Source organism: Rahnella sp. PD4, from assembly GCF_049199325.1.
Classification (GTDB): domain Bacteria; phylum Pseudomonadota; class Gammaproteobacteria; order Enterobacterales; family Enterobacteriaceae; genus Rahnella; species Rahnella perminowiae.
Map to the genome: position 1 here is coordinate 363,159 of NZ_JBLZQF010000004.1, position 16,998 is coordinate 380,156.

The window sequence follows — 16,998 nt, forward strand, 5'->3', positions numbered from 1 at the left end:
CTATGGCGACGCTTTCCGTGACCACCCCGCAACATTCTGTATGGGGCGGCGCAATGATTATCGGTGGAACTATCATCGGTGCAGGGATGTTTTCTTTGCCGGTGGTGATGTCCGGGGCCTGGTTTTTCTGGTCAGTGGCTGCACTGATTGTTACCTGGTTCTGTATGCTGCACTCCGGCCTGATGATCCTCGAAGCGAATCTTAACTATCCGACAGGTTCGAGTTTTCATACTGTCACCGGCGATTTGCTGGGGAAAAACTGGAACCGGCTGAATGGCATCACTATCGCTTTCGTGCTGTATATTCTGACTTACGCGTATATTTCTGCCAGCGGCTCAGTGATTCAGCATACGTTGCGGGAGATGTCAGTGAGCTTTTCGCCCCGTCTTGGCGGACTGCTGACCGCGCTGGCGGTTGCCTTCATTGTCTGGATCAGCACCCGTGCGGTGAGCCGCATGACCGCCATTGTGCTGGGCGCCAAAATCATTGCTTTCTTCCTGACATTTGGCAGCCTGCTGTGGCACATCAAACCGGTAAATTTGCTAAACAGCGTTGAGCTGAACCCAAGTTACGCGCCATATTTGCTGGCGACGCTGCCGTTTTGCCTGGCCTCGTTTGGCTATCACGGCAACGTACCGAGTCTGATGAAGTATTACGGTAAAAACCCGCATATCATCAAAAAATGCCTGTTGCTGGGCACGCTGATGGCGCTTGGGTTATATGTCATCTGGATGCTGGGCACGATGGGTAACATTCCGCGCCCGGCATTTACTGATATAACCGAACGTGGTGGCAATATTGATTTACTGGTGCAATCGCTGAGTCAGATCCTCAACAGCGCAGGGCTGGATTTGCTGCTGACGATTTTTTCCAACTTCGCCGTAGCCTGTTCATTCCTGGGCGTTACACTGGGATTATTTGACTATCTGGCTGACCTTTTCAAATTCGACGACAGCCGTACCGGCCGTTTTAAAACCGCGCTGGTCACCTTTGTGCCGCCGGTCATTGGCGGCGTGATCTACCCGGATGGTTTCATTTACGCGATTGGTTTTGCCGGTCTCGCCGCCACAGTCTGGGCAGTGATTGTTCCGGCCCTGATGGCGCGGGCATCACGGCAGCGTTTCGGCAGCCCGCTCTACCGCGTGTGGGGCGGCAATAAAATGATTGTGCTCGTGCTGCTGTTCGGCATGATAAATGCGGTGGTGCATATATTATCGAGTGTAAATATGCTGCCGGTGTATCGTTAAGGCGGTCTGAATTTGCGGACTTACCGGCCCCTGAACAGCACGCTAACCGCTAAAGTAATCAGGATTCCGCAGTGAAATGGTGGTGACAAATAACGTCTGTCAGGCTGAATACGGGTGTGCTGACGGCATTTTGACTGCGAATTGCAAATAAAAATGGCGCTCCCCGAAGGTGGCGCCATTCACTAAAGCAATCCTTCTGCTATTTCAGGTCAGGCCAGTAGTCTTTATTGGCTGCGATCAGATCATCGAGAATGGCTTTGGCTACGGACGCACTTGGCACGGTTTTCGACAGCGTGATCGCCTGCCACAGTTTCAGGTAGGATTTTTCAACCCACGCTTCAACCACCAGTTTTTCGACAGCCACCTGCTGGCTCATCAGACCCTGCTGGAACAACGGGATTTTACCGACCGTCAGCGGTTCCGGACCGTTGCTGCCGACCAGGCACGGAATTTCCACCATCGCTTCCGGGTCAATATTGTTGATAGCTCCCTGATTCGGCACAATCAGCAACATTCTTTCCTGCGTATTGAAGGCGATGGCCGTCGCCAGATCAACGATGTAAGAAGCATGTTCGTCAATTTCAAGTTCACCAGCGGAGGACTCACCCGCTTTGGTAATGGCGGCACAAGAGCTGAACACGTGTTTTTCACGATGCTCCATCACCTCATTAGCACGGGTGTGTTCAGGATTGGAATGTGCTACCACGTAATCAGGGAACAGGTAATATTTCAGGTACGTATTCGGGAAAGTGGAAGGATCCAGCGCCCAGACATCTTTGGCTTTGGCAAAAGTATCATTCCAGCTGGCTTCTACGCCCGGTTCATCGGCAGAGGGCACATAGCCGTATTTTGCCACATGTTCGCGGATTTTAGGCATCAGATCGTTGCCATGTGCGTCTTCAACCAATGTCCACCAGCCGAAGTGATTCAGACCGTAATAACGTACACGCATCTCTTTGCGGGATTTAAGCCCTGCAATCTGCGCCATGCGCCCTTCAATGCCGATTGGCATATCGCAAATGTTAAGGATCTTAGCGTGCGGACGTAATCTGCGCGTCGCTTCCGCCACGATGGCCGCCGGATTCGAATAATTGAGCATCCACGCGTCCGGCGAGTATTTCTCCATATAATCGACGATTTCCAGCACACCGCCGATAGAGCGCATACCATAGGCAATCCCGCCCGGCCCGCAGGTTTCCTGCCCCACAACACCATGGCGAAGGGGGATTTTTTCGTCCTTTTCACGCATCGGATATTTACCGACCCGGATATGTGCCATGACGAAATCCACATCGGTAAATGCCGTTTTCGGGTCAGTGGTATAGCTGAATTCTATCTCCGGAGCCTGCTCCCTGAGGATCACTTTGCACGCTTCGGCGATAGTCTCCTGACGTGCGCCGTCGTTGTCATAAAACTTGATGGCCCGCAGCGGGAAGCGTTCCTGATGCTGCAATAACATCAACACAATACCCGGCGTAAATGTGCTGCCACCGCCTGCCACAACCACTGAAAATTTCTTCATCATACTGCCTCCGTAATGGATGTTTCTGTCGGGGAACGCGCCCCGGATAAGGATGATTTTGCGAGAGCCTCCTGGCTCATCAGCGTTTCTATCTGGTCCCGCACCTGCGGAACGTGCAGACCCACGATGATCTGAATGGCGTTGCCGCGCCGCACTACACCGTGTGCACCGAGGGCTTTGAAGATGTCATCACTTTGCGTCAGCGCCATATCTTCGAGAGTGATACGCAACCGTGTCGCGCAATTGTTGAGGTCAAGAATGTTGCTGTTGCCGCCGAGGGCCTGCAGATAACCTGCAGCCTGGCCTTGTAGGGAAGACGGCACCGGCGGCTCGCCTGCCGGATTTTTCTTTGCCTGATAATCGGCTTTGCTGTAGAGCTTGATTTCGCTGTCTTCACGTCCCGGCGTTTTCAGGTTTAAACGCAGGATCAGCGTGCGGAACACCAGGAACCAGACACCGGTGAACACCAGACCGATACCGATCTGGGTGAACATCATCGAGGCATGATTGTGATACATCGGGATCCAGTTTTGCGGCAGGAACTGATCCAGCAGACCACCGCCCATATTGCCGACAACGCCCGCCATGAACATCAGCGTGGCAACGGTGGCGGCAAGGAGCGCGTGAACGGCAAACAGCAGCGGTGAGATAAACAGAAAGGTGAATTCCAGTGGCTCGGTAATACCGACCAGCACTGCGGTCAGCGCCGCCGGGATCAGCAGCCCCGCGACCTTGACGCGATTTTCCGGCGCGGCTGTGGCATAGATCGCCATCGCAATACCCACCGAGCCAAAAACTTTAGAGTTACCATGCAGCGCAAAACCGCCTTGCGGGAATAACGTTTTCAGCGGCTCAGTGCTCTGGCTGAATGCCTGCAGATGCTCTGCCCAGTAAACCTGGATCCCACCCTCGACCGCTGCCGGACCGAAAACAAACGGACCGTAGACGAAGTGATGCAAGCCGGTCGGGATCAGAATACGTTCAAGGAAGGTATAAACCCATACGCCGAGCGAACCGGACACCAGCATAAAATGTTGCATCGAGAGAATACCTGTCTGCACTTTTGGCCATACCAGCAGGGTCAGCCATGCGCAGGGTATCATTAGCAGAAAGCCGACAATGACCACGAATGAACTGCCCTGAAAAATACCGAGAAAGACAGGAAGTTGTTTATCAAAAAAATGATTGTGCAGCGAAGTGACAATCCCGGAAATAACTATCGCCCCAATAATACTGGTATCAAGGGTTTTAATTCCGGCAATCATCGCCAGACCACTTTGCCCCCCGGGCTCAAGATTAAAATTAACACCGAAATAATTTCCCCAGGTTAATCCCATAGCATTAATTAAATAATTCCAGGTCATAAAACTGACCAGTGCCGCCAGGCAGGCGCGGCCTTGTGCATGTTTCGCCAGCCCGATAGGCAGACCGGCTGCGAAGATCAGCGGCATGTTGCGGAATACTGTCCATCCTCCTTCTTCAATAATATGAATAATTTGTGCAAAGAGATTATCCGGTGCGGTGAGCGTTTCGCCGACGAACATCGGATTCTGAAGCATAATCGCGATACCCACGACCATTCCTGCGAATGGAAACAATAAGACAGGTGTAAACATCGCACCGCCAAAACGTTGAATTTGACTGAGCATATATATTCCTTATATTACTTCCGGATCAGAGTTTATTATTGGAACACTTTCAGACATGTTTTTATTTTCTGATCAGAGAGTAGGAATAATGAAAAATAACTTCGCAGAGTGATTAATCATTTCGTGATCGCATTCATGCTTTTTCTGCCGATCAAGTGGTCTACTTTTGAGGCAATTTCCAGACACGCCAAATGACGGGGCAAGGACAATCTGAGCCCGGGGCATAAGAAACCGAGAATTTACAGGGCAGTAACCGGTTTTACGGACGCAGTTATAAGGATTCACTCATCGATAAAGAGGTCTGCCAGTGATCTACAAAATGCTCGCTGAACGTCTGAGAATTCGCATCAATTCTGTCGATTTTAATATCGGCGACGCATTACCCAGTGAAAAAAAGCTGGCCGCCGAATTGGGTGTCTCGCGAATGACACTGCGAAAAGCGGTGGATTTGCTGATCGAATGGAAACTGGTACGTCGTTGTCATGGCAGCGGAACCTTCGTCGCACAGAAAGATGTCCAGCATGAAACCCGTGGGCTGATGGGTTTCTCAGAGCTGATGAAACAACTGGGTCGTCCGACGGTGAGTGAGGTATTGGAGTTTAAGATCATGGGCGCGCCACCGGCCATCGCCAGCCAGCTGCGGATGAAAACTGACGAACGTATTTATTATTCACGCCGCCTGCGCTCGGTCGGGGGAAAACCGCTGGTACTCGAAGACAGCTACATGCCAGGCCGGTTATTTAGCAATCTTTCAGTGGCACATCTGGAAGGCTCAAAATTTTCGTATATTGAAGATGAATGCCATATCTGTATCGCGGGGAATTACGAAAGCTTCAGCCCGGTTCTTGCGGACAGCACTGTCGCCACCTTATTACACGTCGCCGAAGGCACGCCGTTGCTGCGCCTGACATCGCTGTCCTACAGCGACACCGGTGATTACATCAACTACTCTGTGATGATCAGAAACGCCAACGAATACCATGTGGATTACCATTTGCAGCGTAATAAATAGCGCTCAGAACGGGCACGGCTGGCATAAAACATCGCCACATTTTTCGGCTCAGAACCAAAAATATCTGCCGGCCCGTTCAGTTCGAAATCTCCGGCTTCGCCGTGTCCATCCTTAAGTTTTTAACTTTTACTTCAAATCAGTCTTCGCGTTCAGCGGTTCACCGGTGGCGTAGAACTGACCACCGGCAATGTAATGCAGGCTGCGCAGGGAAGACCCGGCATCTTCGAAATGCCAGTGGCCGTCTTTGAAGACCCGGGTATCGGCCCATGCACCGACAATCTCGCCGATGAATAAATCATGTGCCTGCTGGTTGTGCGGTTCAGGGATTACCCGGCAGGCCAGCCACGCGGTGCACCCCGCGACAAACGGTAAATCGCCGTGATCTTCCATGCGGAATAACCGGGTACCGCAATGTTGCAGTTTATCCGGATCAGTTCTCAATGTGCGATTACCCAGATCGTAAGTCATCTGCAACTGCGCGACGGTCGGTACCTGAATCACAAAATAGCCGCTTTCTTCGATAAGCTCGCGTGTGCGCGCAATTTTGTCGATCACCACCATCAGTTTCGCCGGTTTGAAATCCAGCCCGCATACCCAGGAGGCAGACATGACGTTATCCACACCCTCATGATGGGCAGAAACCAGCGCGGTCGCGCCGTGGTTGATCAGGCGGTAAGCTTTTTCCAGTTCGACAGGGGCAAATTGAGGTGTCATCAGAATCTCTCAAAAAAGTAATGTGGCGTGCAGCATGGCAAACCTGCCGGAACGCGACTATGCATTCGGTGCGCCCTGATGCGGTTTTATCGATTTATGCAATAAATTCACCGACAGCGCCAGCAGAAAAATCATCGCCTGCGCCAGCACGATCGTCGGGCCGGTCGCTGCATCAATATAGAAACTGATAAAGGTGCCTGAGATCGCTGCCATAAGTGACGCTGTCACAGAAACCATCAGCATTTTTGATAACGTCTTACACAGCATAAACGCCGTAATACCTGGGGTGATCAGCATCGCCACCACCAGCACGACGCCGACGGCCTGCAACGCCGCAACGATGGTCAGTGCCAGCATACACAACAGCGCGTAATGATAAACACGCACCGGTAACCCGATGACTTTCGCCTGAACGGGATCAAAGCAAAACAGCATCAGATCTTTAAATTTGAGAATAATCGCCAGCGTGACGACAGCGGCGATGATCAGGGTTTGCAGCATTTCACTGTCGGTTACACCCAGCACATTGCCGAACAAAATATGGCTGAGATGCTGTTCAGTATTCACCCGTGAGAACAGCACCAGACCGGCAGCAAACATGCCGGAAAAGACAATCCCCATGACTGAATCTTCTTTTACCCGACAATGTTCTTTAATAAAACCCGTCGCTACGGCGCAAAACAGACCGGAACCGAATGCGCCGAACACCAGCGGAATTCCTGCAAGATACGCCAGCACCACACCGGGAAGCACTGCATGAGAAATGGCATCCCCCATCAGAGACCAACCTTTGAGCACCAGAAAACAGGAAAATATCGCGCAGACGATACTGGTGGCCGCAGCCGTCAGCAGCGCGCGTTGCACAAAATCAAAGCTCAGCGGTTCCATCAACACATCAAACCAGGACATCATGCGCGGCTCCGGTTTTTAATACGAAAATGGTTAATCAGCCAGCCGTGTTTCGGCGCAAACAAGAACGCCAGCAAAAAAACAGTCGTTTGCAGGCAGACAATTACCCCGCCGGTGGCACCATCGAGGAAATAACTCAGCCATGCCCCGGCGGCACTGGTCACCGCACCGATAAATACAGAAATAATCAGCAGATGTGAGAAACGATCCGACAGCAGATAGGCCGTTGCGCCTGGCGTGATCACCATGGCGATCACTAAAATCGCACCGACGGTTTGCAACGCTGCCACGCTGCACGCACTGAATAGGGTGAAGAAAATCACTTTCAGCCACAGCGGTGAAAGGCCGATAGAAACAGCATGCGCCTCATCGAAAAACACCGCCAGCAAGTCGCGCCAGATAACACACAGCACCAGCAGCGAAACGCCAACAATAATCTGTACCTGCAAAATATCGGTGTCATCAATCCCTAAGATATTGCCGAACAGAATCGACTGCACGTTGACGGCTGTCGGGTTAAGCGAGACCAGTAACAGGCCGAGGGCAAAAAACGTGGAGAACACGAAACCGATGATGGCGTCTTCCCGCAGTTTGGTGAAATGGCGCAGCAGAGTCATGGAAAGCGCGGCCAGAATGCCGGTGCCGAACGCGCCGATGGCATAGGGAAAGCCCAGCGCATAAGCACCCGCGACACCGGGTACCACCGAATGTGATAGTGCATCGCCCATCAGCGACCAACCTTTGAGCATCAGATATGCCGATAAAAATGCGCATACCGCGCCGACACCTGCACTCACCCAGATAGCTTTTACCATGTAGTTATACTGAAACGGCTCAAGCAGCAGTTCGGTCATACCACCCGCCTCACCGGTTCCTGCGGCACTAAATAGCCAATATTGCGCAATGCGCCGCCAAAGGTATTTTCGAGATTCTGATGAGTAAAGGTGGTTTCCAGAGGACCGGAAGCCATTACCGTGCGGTTAATGAGTACCACACGGTCGCAGAAATCCGGCACGCTGGCGATATTATGCGTCGACACCAGGATCAGATGCCCTTCCTCACGCAGTTGTCGCAGTAATTCGATGATGACGTTTTCAGTTTTGATATCCACGCCGGTAAACGGCTCATCAAGCAACATCACCCGCCCCTGTTGCGCCAGTGCACGCGCCAGAAAAACGCGTTTTTTCTGGCCGCCGGAAAGTTCGCCAATCTGGCGATGCGCAAGTTCCGTCAGCCCGACACGCGCCAGTGCGGAAGCGGCCTGTTTTTTATCTTCCTGTGAGGGAATACGCAAAAATGACATTTTGCCATAGCGTCCCATCATCACCACATCCCGCACCAGCACCGGAAAATTCCAGTCCACGTCTTCGGACTGCGGCACATACGCGATCAGGTTTTGTTTCAGCGCTGTAGCCACACTGAGACCATCAAGCGTTACCCGTCCGTGCGTGGGGCGGATAATCCCCATGATGGTTTTAAACAGCGTGGATTTACCGCTACCATTCACGCCCAGCAGCGCACAAACAGATCCGCCGCGCAGCGTGAACGAGGCATTTTCAATCGCGGTATGCCCGTTATTGTAGGTCACCGAAATATCATCAACATGGAGATGCAGCGCGTCGTCAGTCATTGTCCGAACCCTTTTGCGATGGTGCCTGCCGTGACTTTCAGCAAATCAATGTAGGTCGGCACCGGGCCCCCAGCGGCAGACAGGGAATCGACATACAACACACCGCCATATTTGGCTCCCGTTTCTTTGCTGACCTGCCGGGCCGGTTTGTCCGAGATGGTACTTTCACTGAAGACCACCGGAATATTTTGCTGACGCACCAGATCGATGATTTTTTTCACCTGCTGCGGCGTACCCTGCTCATCGGCGTTAATCGGCCACAGATAAGCCTCGTTCAATCCATAATCTTTTGCCAGATAACTGAACGCGCCTTCACTGGTCACCAGCCAGCGCTGACCGGCCGGGATTTTCGCCAGACGTTCGCGCAGCGGTGAATCGAGCAGGCTGATTTTTTCGGCGTAATTTTTGGCATTGCGGTTATAAACGGCGGCGTTATCCGGGTCATATTTCACCAGTGCTGCGCGGATATTTTCGATATAAATCAGTGCATTTTTCGCGGACATCCAGGCATGAGGGTTTGGATTTCCGACATACGGCCCTTCCTGAATAGGCAGCGGTGCGATACCGTCCGTGACAGTCACCGAAGGTACATTTTTGATATTCGCGAAGAAACGACCGAACCAGCGTTCGAGATTAAAGCCGTTCCACAGAATCAGATCCGCAGACTGTGTTTTCACAATGTCGCGTGGCGTTGGCTGATAGTCATGGATTTCCGCACCAGGTTTGGTGATTGATTCTACCGTGGCGGCATCACCGGCAACATTCTGTGCAATATCCTGAATCACCGTGAAGGTGGTAACGACGGTAAACTTCTTTTTATCTTTTCCGGCCGCCTGCACATTCCCGGTAATCAGCGCCACAATCATACCAACCAGCATGAGCCGCAAACGAAACGGTGAATAGCTGAATAATTTTAAGATGCGTCGTCCTTTTTCCATGAAATTTCCCCTGTCGCTCTGCGCATTAATCGCCGGTTTATTATTCAGGTATAGCACAGGCTATACTCCATAGCCAAGGCAAAGTTTTCAGAAATTGGTAGATGTGTGCACTTGGTTTACAATGCGGGAGTTGTCGTGATGTCCGCGGCGGCGGTAAAAACCGTTGAGCAAGAAAGAGGCAGGCGTAGTGAAAGAAAAAAAAATAAATCCATTACTGGATGTGGAAGAACACGCTCAGGGTTTTTTACAGGTGCGCGAGGCGCATCGCCGGGAATTAATGGACGATTACGTTGAGCTGATTTCAGACTTAATTCGTGAATTTGGCGAAGCACGTCAGGTCGATTTGGCCGCGCGTCTGGGGGTTTCACAGCCCACCGTTGCAAAAACGCTCAAACGACTGGCCAATGCCGGACTGGTCCATCAGTTGCCCTATCGCGGTACCTTCCTGACGCCTGAAGGTGAGCGGCTGGCAGCAGAAAACCGTGAGCGTCATAACGTCGTAGAGGCATTTTTTATCGCACTTGGAATCAGCCACGAAACCGCCCGCCTCGATGCAGAAGGCGTTGAGCATCACGTCAGCGATGAAACGCTTGAAGCGTTCAGACGTTTTACTGCCGGAAAAAAAATCTGATCTCACCGTACATCCTATCCGCCGCCAGGTTCGTTTTTTGACCGGATCTGGTGGTTTTCCCCCGTATTCCCGCGCCTCCTGGTTTAATCGTAAAGCAATCTTTCCATAGGAATTTTTTGTACACAATTGCTGGCGTTACCTTGTCAGAATCCCCCTGATCTCCCGCCAACCTTTTCCCTCAGCTCAGCGTACCTTTATCCTCAGGAGTGATGGCATTTATGCCCCTCCCTGCATCCGGTCATTGCGCTTCGAGGTTTTTATGAAAAGGCTCTTATTGCTGATGTTGACTGCCGGCACCCTGATGTCTGCCAGTTTCGCATCGTTTGCCTACGGCTACTACGGGCATGGGTATTATCACGGTGGGTATGGAGGCCCGCGTATTATTGTCGGTATCCCCTGGGGACCGCCCCCTCCGGTGTATTACGGGCCGCCGCCGGTGGTCTACGTCACGCCTGCACAACCGCAGACGTATGTTGAGAAAACCCCTGACTATGCCTATTACTGCCAGAATCCTGCGGGCTACTATCCGCACGTGCAGCGCTGCCCGCGCGGCTGGATGAAAGTCGTTGTAGGTGATTCCGCACCGCGTTAACAGGTGATAATTTCATGAACAGGTTCACTCCGCTGGCGGTTATTACCCTGGCTGCAGCGCTTTCAGGCTGCGTATCTTCTCCCACCCGGCCCGATGTGATGGTGTTACCCGGCACCGGCAAAGATTATCAACAGTTCCGTATGGATGAAATGGCTTGCCGGAGTGACGCCTACAGCAGTGTTAACGGCGGCGCGCAAACGGCTAATAATAACGCGGTCAATACGGCCGCAGCGGGCACCGTTGTGGGTGCGGCGGCAGGGGCTCTGTTAGGCGCAGCGTCTCATCAGGCCGGAGCGGGCGTGCTGGTTGGCGCAGGCAGCGGTTTACTGCTCGGCAGTGCCATGGGCAGTAACGGCGCAGGCGTCAGCAGTGGCAATTTGCAGGACCAGTACGATACGGTGTACACCCAATGTATGTACGCCAAAGGCAATAAAGTGCCGGTCGATGCCCGCTATGATTATGGTTTGCAATCTCACACGCAGCCAGAGGTGCCACCGGACTACTATCCGGCACAGACAGGCAGCAACGACGTTCCGCCGGATTATGTACCTTAAGTTTTTGCCTAATCAGAAAAGCTGCCCGCTGCATGGCAGCCTTTTATTCCCTTTCCAGCCGTTCAGGCAAACGGCGCACGGTCATTGAGTACATCATCGATAACTTTCAGCACACCTTCTTCGCTGTTTGATGGTGCCGTGTATTTTGCGGCCGCTTTGGCCGGTGCAGAGGCGTTTTCCATTGCAAAACCAAATCCGCAATAGCTGAGCATTTCGAGATCATTACCGCTGTCGCCGAAAGCCAGCACTTCCTCATCGCGGATGCCATAGATTCTCTGGATTTTTTGCAGGCCGCAGGCTTTGTGATTGCCGCTGATGATAAGATCCACCGAGCCATGTCCGCTGGTGACCGGTGCGACAATATTACCCAGATGGCGGGTAATTTCGCCCATCAGCGGATAAACGTCATCCTCCCTATAGCTCAGCGCGAATTTGAAAATTGTGTCGCTGATTTCGGCATAATCGCTCACATTGCTCAGACGGTGATAGTAACGACGCATCCGGCGGATAAAGGCTTCGTCGGTGCCGTTCAGCACATACGCGCCATTTCTGCCACAGACGATAGTGTTAATGCCGGGTGTCCGGCTGATCCAGTGTAAAACGTCAGCGACCTGTTCAGGTTCGAGTTTGCCGCAGTAAATTTCTTCTTTTTTGTCGACGACATACCCCCCGCCTTCCGCCACGTAGGCAATCTGTTCATCGATATCATCGAAGAAAGATTTCAGCTGGTAATACTGATTGCCGCTGGCTACCACAAACTTGATTTCGCGTGCCAGCAGTTGCTGATATTGCTCGCGAAAACGGGTTTTATTATATTCGTGTTGCGGGTTCAGAAAGGTGCCATCCATATCTACGGCAATAAGTTTTACGGGCATTGCAGTTCCTTACAAGGTCGGATGTTTATCAGTCAAAATAAAAGATGGCTGGCGGGGTTCAGACGCCAGCTGGCAAATTTGCCACTCAGTTCTAAATCTTCAGTCTTAAAAAATAATCAATATTTCAGTTTGTATGCGCCGAACGTAATGATAAGGAACGCAGCCGCCACGGCTGAAAATGCCACATACAGACTGGATAAATGCGCGATAAAACCAATCAGCGCCGGCCCGCCCAGCACGCCGAGATACCCGAGCGTCGCGACCATCGCCACAGACATATTTACCGGCATCACTTTCTCCTGACCGGCGAGCGTAATCAGCACCGGAACGATATTTGCCGCCCCGATACCGACCAGCGCAAAACCGCATAATGGCAGGATCCAGCCCGGTAACAGTACCACCATCAGGTAACCTGCGATCCCCAGAATACCGCCTGCCACCAGTATACGTTTACGCCCCAATGCGCTGACAATCACATCGCCGGTCAGGCGCATCAGCGACATCGCGACAGCAAACACCGCAAAACCCCAGCCCGCATGTTCCAGCGCCAGCCCGCGTTCACGGGTCAGAAACACGCCGCCCCAGTCGAGCACCGCGCCTTCGGCCATAAAGCAAATCATCGCCATCACGGCCATCAGCACGAGACGAAAATTCGGCCTCGCTTTGGGTTTGCCCTCAGCCCCTTCTTCCTCATGCGCGCCAAACGGTAACATGCCGCGAAAAGACCAGGCGGTCACGATGACAACCAGCGCCACGGCAAAAAACGTGCTGCCGAGCGGCGTGATGCCCGCACTGAGCAATAACGCGCCGCCACCGGCTCCGGCGATCCCGCCGACGCTCCACAGGCAGTGAAAGCCGGACATCAGCGGTTTATCCGCGGCCTGTTCGACCAGCGTTCCCTGCACATTGACCGCGACATCCGCCAGGCCAATACCCATACCGAAAATAAACAGGCTCAGCGCCAGCAGCCAGATATCACTAAAAACCGCCAGCACCGGTAACATCAGGCAATACAACACCACAGCGGCTACAATGACCGCACGGCAGCCGAACCGGCCAATAATCCGCCCGGAACCGAGCATCGACAACAGTGATCCGGCGCCCAGGCACAGCAGCAGTAAGCCGAGATCACCCGCTTCGGAATGCGTACGCAGTTGCGCATAAGGCACCAGCGCTGCCCACAACCCCATCGCCATACCGGTAACAAAAAAAATCGCCCGTGTAGCGATGCGTCGGGCAGGGCTTCCGGCATGCGAGTTCAGACTTTCTATTTCAGATGACAGTGACATCAGATTCTCCCGGCAAGAAATTAGTTATTAAAAGTCTTTTAATAACTACTCAGTATAGAGATGCCTGCAAAACAAAGTCAATGCGGATCACTCGCCGAAAGCGACGTGCAAATTATAATTATGCAAGGTCAGTTCAGTGATGCCTCGCAGATAATCCTGACGCATGGAAGGCCGGTAAATCAGCTCAGGCATATGTTGAACAGGAATATACTGCCGGCAAAGTTCAGCCAGCTGCGGCATCAGCGCGGCGCTGATTTTAGGGCCGGATAGCGCAATGGTAGCCGGGTTGATAATTGCCGTCAGTGACACAATCACTTTGGCCATTTCCTCCGCGACCGGCAGCGTGTTCATGTGTTCAAACGGCAGATTGGAGACCTCACCGGCAAACTGGCTCGCGCCCTGCAACACCTGGCCATTAATCACCATTCCACATCCGAGACACGGGACATCCGGTTTAAAAACGTAGGCCACCGGCGCGGTAACGCCCGCACAACTGCTGCGGTAAAATCCCCAGGCGGTGTAGTTCATGTCATTATCGACCTGCACGTACAGACCAAGCCGCTCACGCAACTGTTGCTCAATGGCAACGCCAGCAAACGCAGTGATATCACAGGTTGCAACGGTGCCTTTCACCACTACACCCGGCAATCCTACGCCCAACGCTTTGATATTCGGGTAATCTGCCAGCAGGGATTCGATCTGCTGATAAAACCTTGCCAGCGTCAGCGGCAAAAAGCGTACCTCGCCCTGAGCCAGGCTTTCACCTGTGGCTGAATTTACCGACCAGATAATCTGCGCCGCCGCATCACTGCCCTGCGCGTACAGGCTCAGTACGGAAAAGAAATCCGGGTTATATGCATAGCGCTGCGCCGGACGCCCGCCACGTGAAACCTCCATTTCCAGCGCCATGACTTCATGACGCAGACTCAGTTCATTAAGCACCGCGCCACATGTCGCAATACTCAGTCCGGTGGCAACCGCCAAATCCGCTTTTGTCGCCGAGCCCAGTGATTTCAATGCATTAGTGACCATCACCACATTATTGATCTTCATTTCACGGGTAGTACGGTTGAGCGGAGTAAACATATTGCCTCGGGGATACGGGTAAGAATGAAGGGTAATTTAGCACAAAGTGGAGGCGGCCTTACTGGCAACGTCACGTCAGGCTGTAGACCGGATCTATGCATACGCGATTGCCCATGGCGCAACGGACGAAGGGGCACCGGGTTTACGCCCGCATTACCATGCGGATTATTATGGCGCGTATTTCCGCGATGCCGACGGCAATAAACTGTGTATTTACAGTCATGAACCCCTGGTCTGAATACCCTCCCCACTTTATCTGACGTTTTGCACAAGTCTGACGAGTTCTGTCTCGGCTTCCCCTTCGTCATGTCCGTCAGTAAAGCAGGCGCCGCTCACCGGTTCGCTGAGATCGGGGAAATGATAGACCGCGTTAACACACGACGGGCCGCCGCCGGAGTGACCGGCTGAGCGCCCGGCCTTTCCCATAGCGCCCTTCATCAATCCGAGCGCGTAGCCGCATGCCGTCCACGGCCGGCCCTCAAGAGCGCCCCCGAGCGGATATGTCACCCGCATTTCGGCAAGCCATGCGGCGCTAAGGAGTTTTCCGGTGAATAAGCCGTGCAATAGTCGGGCGGCGTCCCGCACATTCCCTGCCAGACAGCCATGATACACCCAGCCCGGATGGTACTTTCCGGCAGCCTCACAGTGTAGTTGGGCAAATTGTTCGCGTGTGGTGACAAGAGAAATGCTGTTAAGCCCGAGTGGTGTTGAGATAATCTCTGCGACAAGTTGCGCAAGATCCAGGCCAGACGCGGCTTCAATCTGCTCACGTACCAGCATGTAACCTACATTGGAATAGGACCAGCCTTCGCCGGGTGCAAACAGCATACCCTGAGCCAGGGCGGCACTGAGCAATGTTTGACGATCCCAGGGTTGCTCACCGGCGGCGACGGCGTCGTGATAGGCTTTCAGCGTGCCGTAATCCGGCAATCCGGCTGTGTGGTTAAGCAGTTGCCGCAGCGTATACGCTGCACCGTCGACAGGGCTGTCAGGTTGCAAGATACCGCGTTCACAAAGCTTCAGTGCGCAAATCGCTATCGCGGTTTTGGTGAAACTCCAGTAAGGGAAGCGGGCGTCAAAATTTCCTTCCCCCCTTTCTTCCCCCGAGGCTGAAATACAATAAGAATGGAATTTATGCATGACTAACCTCATCACAAGAAAGAAAGCAGGCAGGCACCCGGTGAAAATTAATGCCTTCGGCGTAACTGTTATTTTATGCTCTTGATTTACATGAAAATACCCAATTCAACGAAGCGCTTCAACCGAAAGTTCTCCTTCAGGTGACCTCTGTAAGGTCTTTTCCAATGGCTTTTACTGTCTGGCGGGGCAAAATTCAGCATACCGGTTATGATGAGGGCGGGCGAAGTTAACCGCGTTGGGCGGAGATGATCAGTGATTTCGTCAGTAAAACGGATAACGGACTCCTCTGAGTTCCCGGCATGCACATTCATCTCTGACCGCAGATCGGGTATATTGATACGCAGATCACAAAAATCCCTTAAAGGAAGACGTCGCATTATGAGTTATCGTTTCACCCTGGTTGCCGTGGCAGCTGTTTTAACCCTGACAGGATGTGCAAAATCGAAAACCGCCGATCAGGCACCGGCTTTCGATTTTGGCTCCACACGGGTGACCGTAACGCACATCCCGACGAAAACCGATGATGGTACCAAACTGTATGTGACCATTGATGGTAAAGATGCCGGTGCTCTTGGAATTGGTGAGAGCATGGAAGTACAACTTCCTGAGGGTAAACATAAAGTTGGCGGTTATGCGCGTTCACTGATTGGCCGCGTGACCATTTCACCTGTCGACGTTGCAACATCCCGGGATGCGATAAGCCACGTGACCTATTCTGTTGCAAACCTTAAACCCACCTTCCTCGTCCGTGCCTCAACACCGGTTCCTAAGCCTAAATCAGAATCGATTCCGGCAGAACCCGTTCCGAGCATGCCGAAACAAATTGAAGATCCTGTCACAGCAGAACAGACGCAAGCCGCAACGCCTGCTGCGCCGGTAACCCCTCAGCAAACGCAAGCCGCAACACCTGCTGCACCGGTAACAACTCAGCAAACGCAAGCGGCAACGCCTGCCGCGCCGGTGACAACTCAGCAAACGCAAGCCGCAACGCCTGCCGCGCCGGTGACAACTCAGCAAACGCAAGCCGCAACGCCTGCTGCGCCGGTGACAACTCAGCAAACCCAAACGCCGCAAGTTACCGAACTGACACCGACCACTCAGTCGCAGACATCACAAGCGACGCAGGGTTCTGCAACGCCTGTCATCACTGATCTTACTTCTACTCCTCAAGCTTAACCCGGTTTCTGCTGCCGGTGCCTGATGCACCGGT

General features: G+C 52.9%; 18 protein-coding genes. 7 read left to right on the plus strand and 11 right to left on the minus strand.

The genetic code is table 11. The annotated features are described in order from the left end of the window. Positions 1–2 precede the first annotated feature (2 nt). On the plus strand, positions 3–1,247 hold the full coding sequence (gene mtr / locus ACOZIO_RS13395; protein ID WP_421595383.1) for a tryptophan permease: 1,245 nt from the start codon (positions 3–5) through the stop codon (positions 1,245–1,247). A gap of 199 nt (positions 1,248–1,446) precedes the next feature. Here the strand turns inward: mtr and ACOZIO_RS13400 are convergent, their stop codons facing one another. Both ACOZIO_RS13400 and ACOZIO_RS13405 read right to left on the minus strand, forming a co-directional pair. Beyond that, the gene (locus tag ACOZIO_RS13400) at positions 1,447–2,769 is read right to left on the minus strand and encodes a 6-phospho-alpha-glucosidase (protein ID WP_129953749.1); all 1,323 of its coding nucleotides are present in this window, start codon (positions 2,767–2,769) and stop codon (positions 1,447–1,449) included. Further along, positions 2,769–4,418, minus strand: coding sequence for an alpha-glucoside-specific PTS transporter subunit IIBC (locus tag ACOZIO_RS13405; protein ID WP_129953614.1), 1,650 nt, complete (start codon positions 4,416–4,418; stop codon positions 2,769–2,771). Before ACOZIO_RS13405 ends, ACOZIO_RS13400 begins: the two co-directional genes overlap by 1 nt. A 307-nt stretch (positions 4,419–4,725) precedes the next feature. Between ACOZIO_RS13405 and ACOZIO_RS13410 the strand changes: the two genes are divergently transcribed. Beyond that, positions 4,726–5,430 carry a GntR family transcriptional regulator gene (locus ACOZIO_RS13410; protein ID WP_129953615.1) on the plus strand — a complete coding sequence of 235 codons (705 nt, stop codon included), beginning with the start codon at positions 4,726–4,728 and terminating at the stop codon, positions 5,428–5,430. Between the two features lie 126 nt (positions 5,431–5,556). Here ACOZIO_RS13410 and ACOZIO_RS13415 read toward each other — a convergent pair whose 3' ends face one another. Genes ACOZIO_RS13415 through ACOZIO_RS13435 form a run of 5 tightly spaced genes read right to left on the minus strand, consistent with a single transcriptional unit; the run spans position 5,557 to position 9,621 of the window. After that, positions 5,557–6,144 (minus strand): flavin reductase family protein, encoded by a 588-nt coding sequence (locus ACOZIO_RS13415; protein WP_129953616.1) that lies wholly within the window; start codon positions 6,142–6,144, stop codon positions 5,557–5,559. 57 nt (positions 6,145–6,201) lie between these two features. Further along, entirely contained in the window at positions 6,202–7,056 is an 855-nt protein-coding gene (locus ACOZIO_RS13420; protein ID WP_421595384.1) for a metal ABC transporter permease, read from the minus strand. Further along, complete coding sequence (locus tag ACOZIO_RS13425; RefSeq protein WP_129953618.1) at positions 7,053–7,907, minus strand: metal ABC transporter permease; 855 nt, start codon at positions 7,905–7,907, stop codon at positions 7,053–7,055. Before ACOZIO_RS13425 ends, ACOZIO_RS13420 begins: the two co-directional genes overlap by 4 nt. Next, positions 7,904–8,683 carry an ATP-binding cassette domain-containing protein gene (locus ACOZIO_RS13430; protein WP_421595385.1) on the minus strand — a complete coding sequence of 260 codons (780 nt, stop codon included), beginning with the start codon at positions 8,681–8,683 and terminating at the stop codon, positions 7,904–7,906. The genes ACOZIO_RS13425 and ACOZIO_RS13430 overlap by 4 nt, the downstream gene beginning before the upstream one ends. Further along, entirely contained in the window at positions 8,680–9,621 is a 942-nt protein-coding gene (locus ACOZIO_RS13435; RefSeq protein WP_421595386.1) for a metal ABC transporter substrate-binding protein, read from the minus strand. Before ACOZIO_RS13435 ends, ACOZIO_RS13430 begins: the two co-directional genes overlap by 4 nt. 187 nt (positions 9,622–9,808) lie before the next feature. On the opposite strand from ACOZIO_RS13435, the gene mntR reads away from it, so the two are divergent. The 3 genes from mntR to ACOZIO_RS13450 all read left to right on the plus strand — a co-directional run bounded on the left by mntR (position 9,809) and on the right by ACOZIO_RS13450 (position 11,398). Then, entirely contained in the window at positions 9,809–10,252 is a 444-nt protein-coding gene (gene mntR / locus ACOZIO_RS13440; RefSeq protein WP_129953751.1) for a manganese-binding transcriptional regulator MntR, read from the plus strand. Between the two features lie 259 nt (positions 10,253–10,511). After that, on the plus strand, positions 10,512–10,844 hold the full coding sequence (locus ACOZIO_RS13445; RefSeq protein WP_129953620.1) for a hypothetical protein: 333 nt from the start codon (positions 10,512–10,514) through the stop codon (positions 10,842–10,844). A 14-nt stretch (positions 10,845–10,858) separates the two neighbouring features. After that, positions 10,859–11,398 carry a glycine zipper family protein gene (locus tag ACOZIO_RS13450; RefSeq protein WP_421595387.1) on the plus strand — a complete coding sequence of 180 codons (540 nt, stop codon included), beginning with the start codon at positions 10,859–10,861 and terminating at the stop codon, positions 11,396–11,398. A 62-nt stretch (positions 11,399–11,460) separates the two neighbouring features. Here the strand turns inward: ACOZIO_RS13450 and ACOZIO_RS13455 are convergent, their stop codons facing one another. From ACOZIO_RS13455 to ACOZIO_RS13465, 3 genes are all read right to left on the minus strand, one after another. Further along, positions 11,461–12,273 carry a Cof-type HAD-IIB family hydrolase gene (locus ACOZIO_RS13455; protein ID WP_217157117.1) on the minus strand — a complete coding sequence of 271 codons (813 nt, stop codon included), beginning with the start codon at positions 12,271–12,273 and terminating at the stop codon, positions 11,461–11,463. 116 nt (positions 12,274–12,389) lie between these two features. After that, positions 12,390–13,562 (minus strand): MFS transporter, encoded by a 1,173-nt coding sequence (locus ACOZIO_RS13460; RefSeq protein ID WP_129953623.1) that lies wholly within the window; start codon positions 13,560–13,562, stop codon positions 12,390–12,392. An 87-nt stretch (positions 13,563–13,649) separates the two neighbouring features. Next, entirely contained in the window at positions 13,650–14,648 is a 999-nt protein-coding gene (locus ACOZIO_RS13465) for an ROK family protein (protein ID WP_217157113.1), read from the minus strand. Between the two features lie 46 nt (positions 14,649–14,694). Between ACOZIO_RS13465 and ACOZIO_RS13470 the strand changes: the two genes are divergently transcribed. Further along, complete coding sequence (locus ACOZIO_RS13470; RefSeq protein ID WP_421595388.1) at positions 14,695–14,886, plus strand: hypothetical protein; 192 nt, start codon at positions 14,695–14,697, stop codon at positions 14,884–14,886. Positions 14,887–14,900: 14 nt separating this feature from the next. Here ACOZIO_RS13470 and ACOZIO_RS13475 read toward each other — a convergent pair whose 3' ends face one another. Next, the gene (locus ACOZIO_RS13475) at positions 14,901–15,788 is read right to left on the minus strand and encodes a serine hydrolase domain-containing protein (protein WP_129990980.1); all 888 of its coding nucleotides are present in this window, start codon (positions 15,786–15,788) and stop codon (positions 14,901–14,903) included. A 378-nt stretch (positions 15,789–16,166) separates the two neighbouring features. Between ACOZIO_RS13475 and ACOZIO_RS13480 the strand changes: the two genes are divergently transcribed. After that, the gene (locus ACOZIO_RS13480; protein WP_336369460.1) at positions 16,167–16,964 is read left to right on the plus strand and encodes a hypothetical protein; all 798 of its coding nucleotides are present in this window, start codon (positions 16,167–16,169) and stop codon (positions 16,962–16,964) included. The last annotated feature ends 34 nt before the right edge of the window (positions 16,965–16,998 follow it).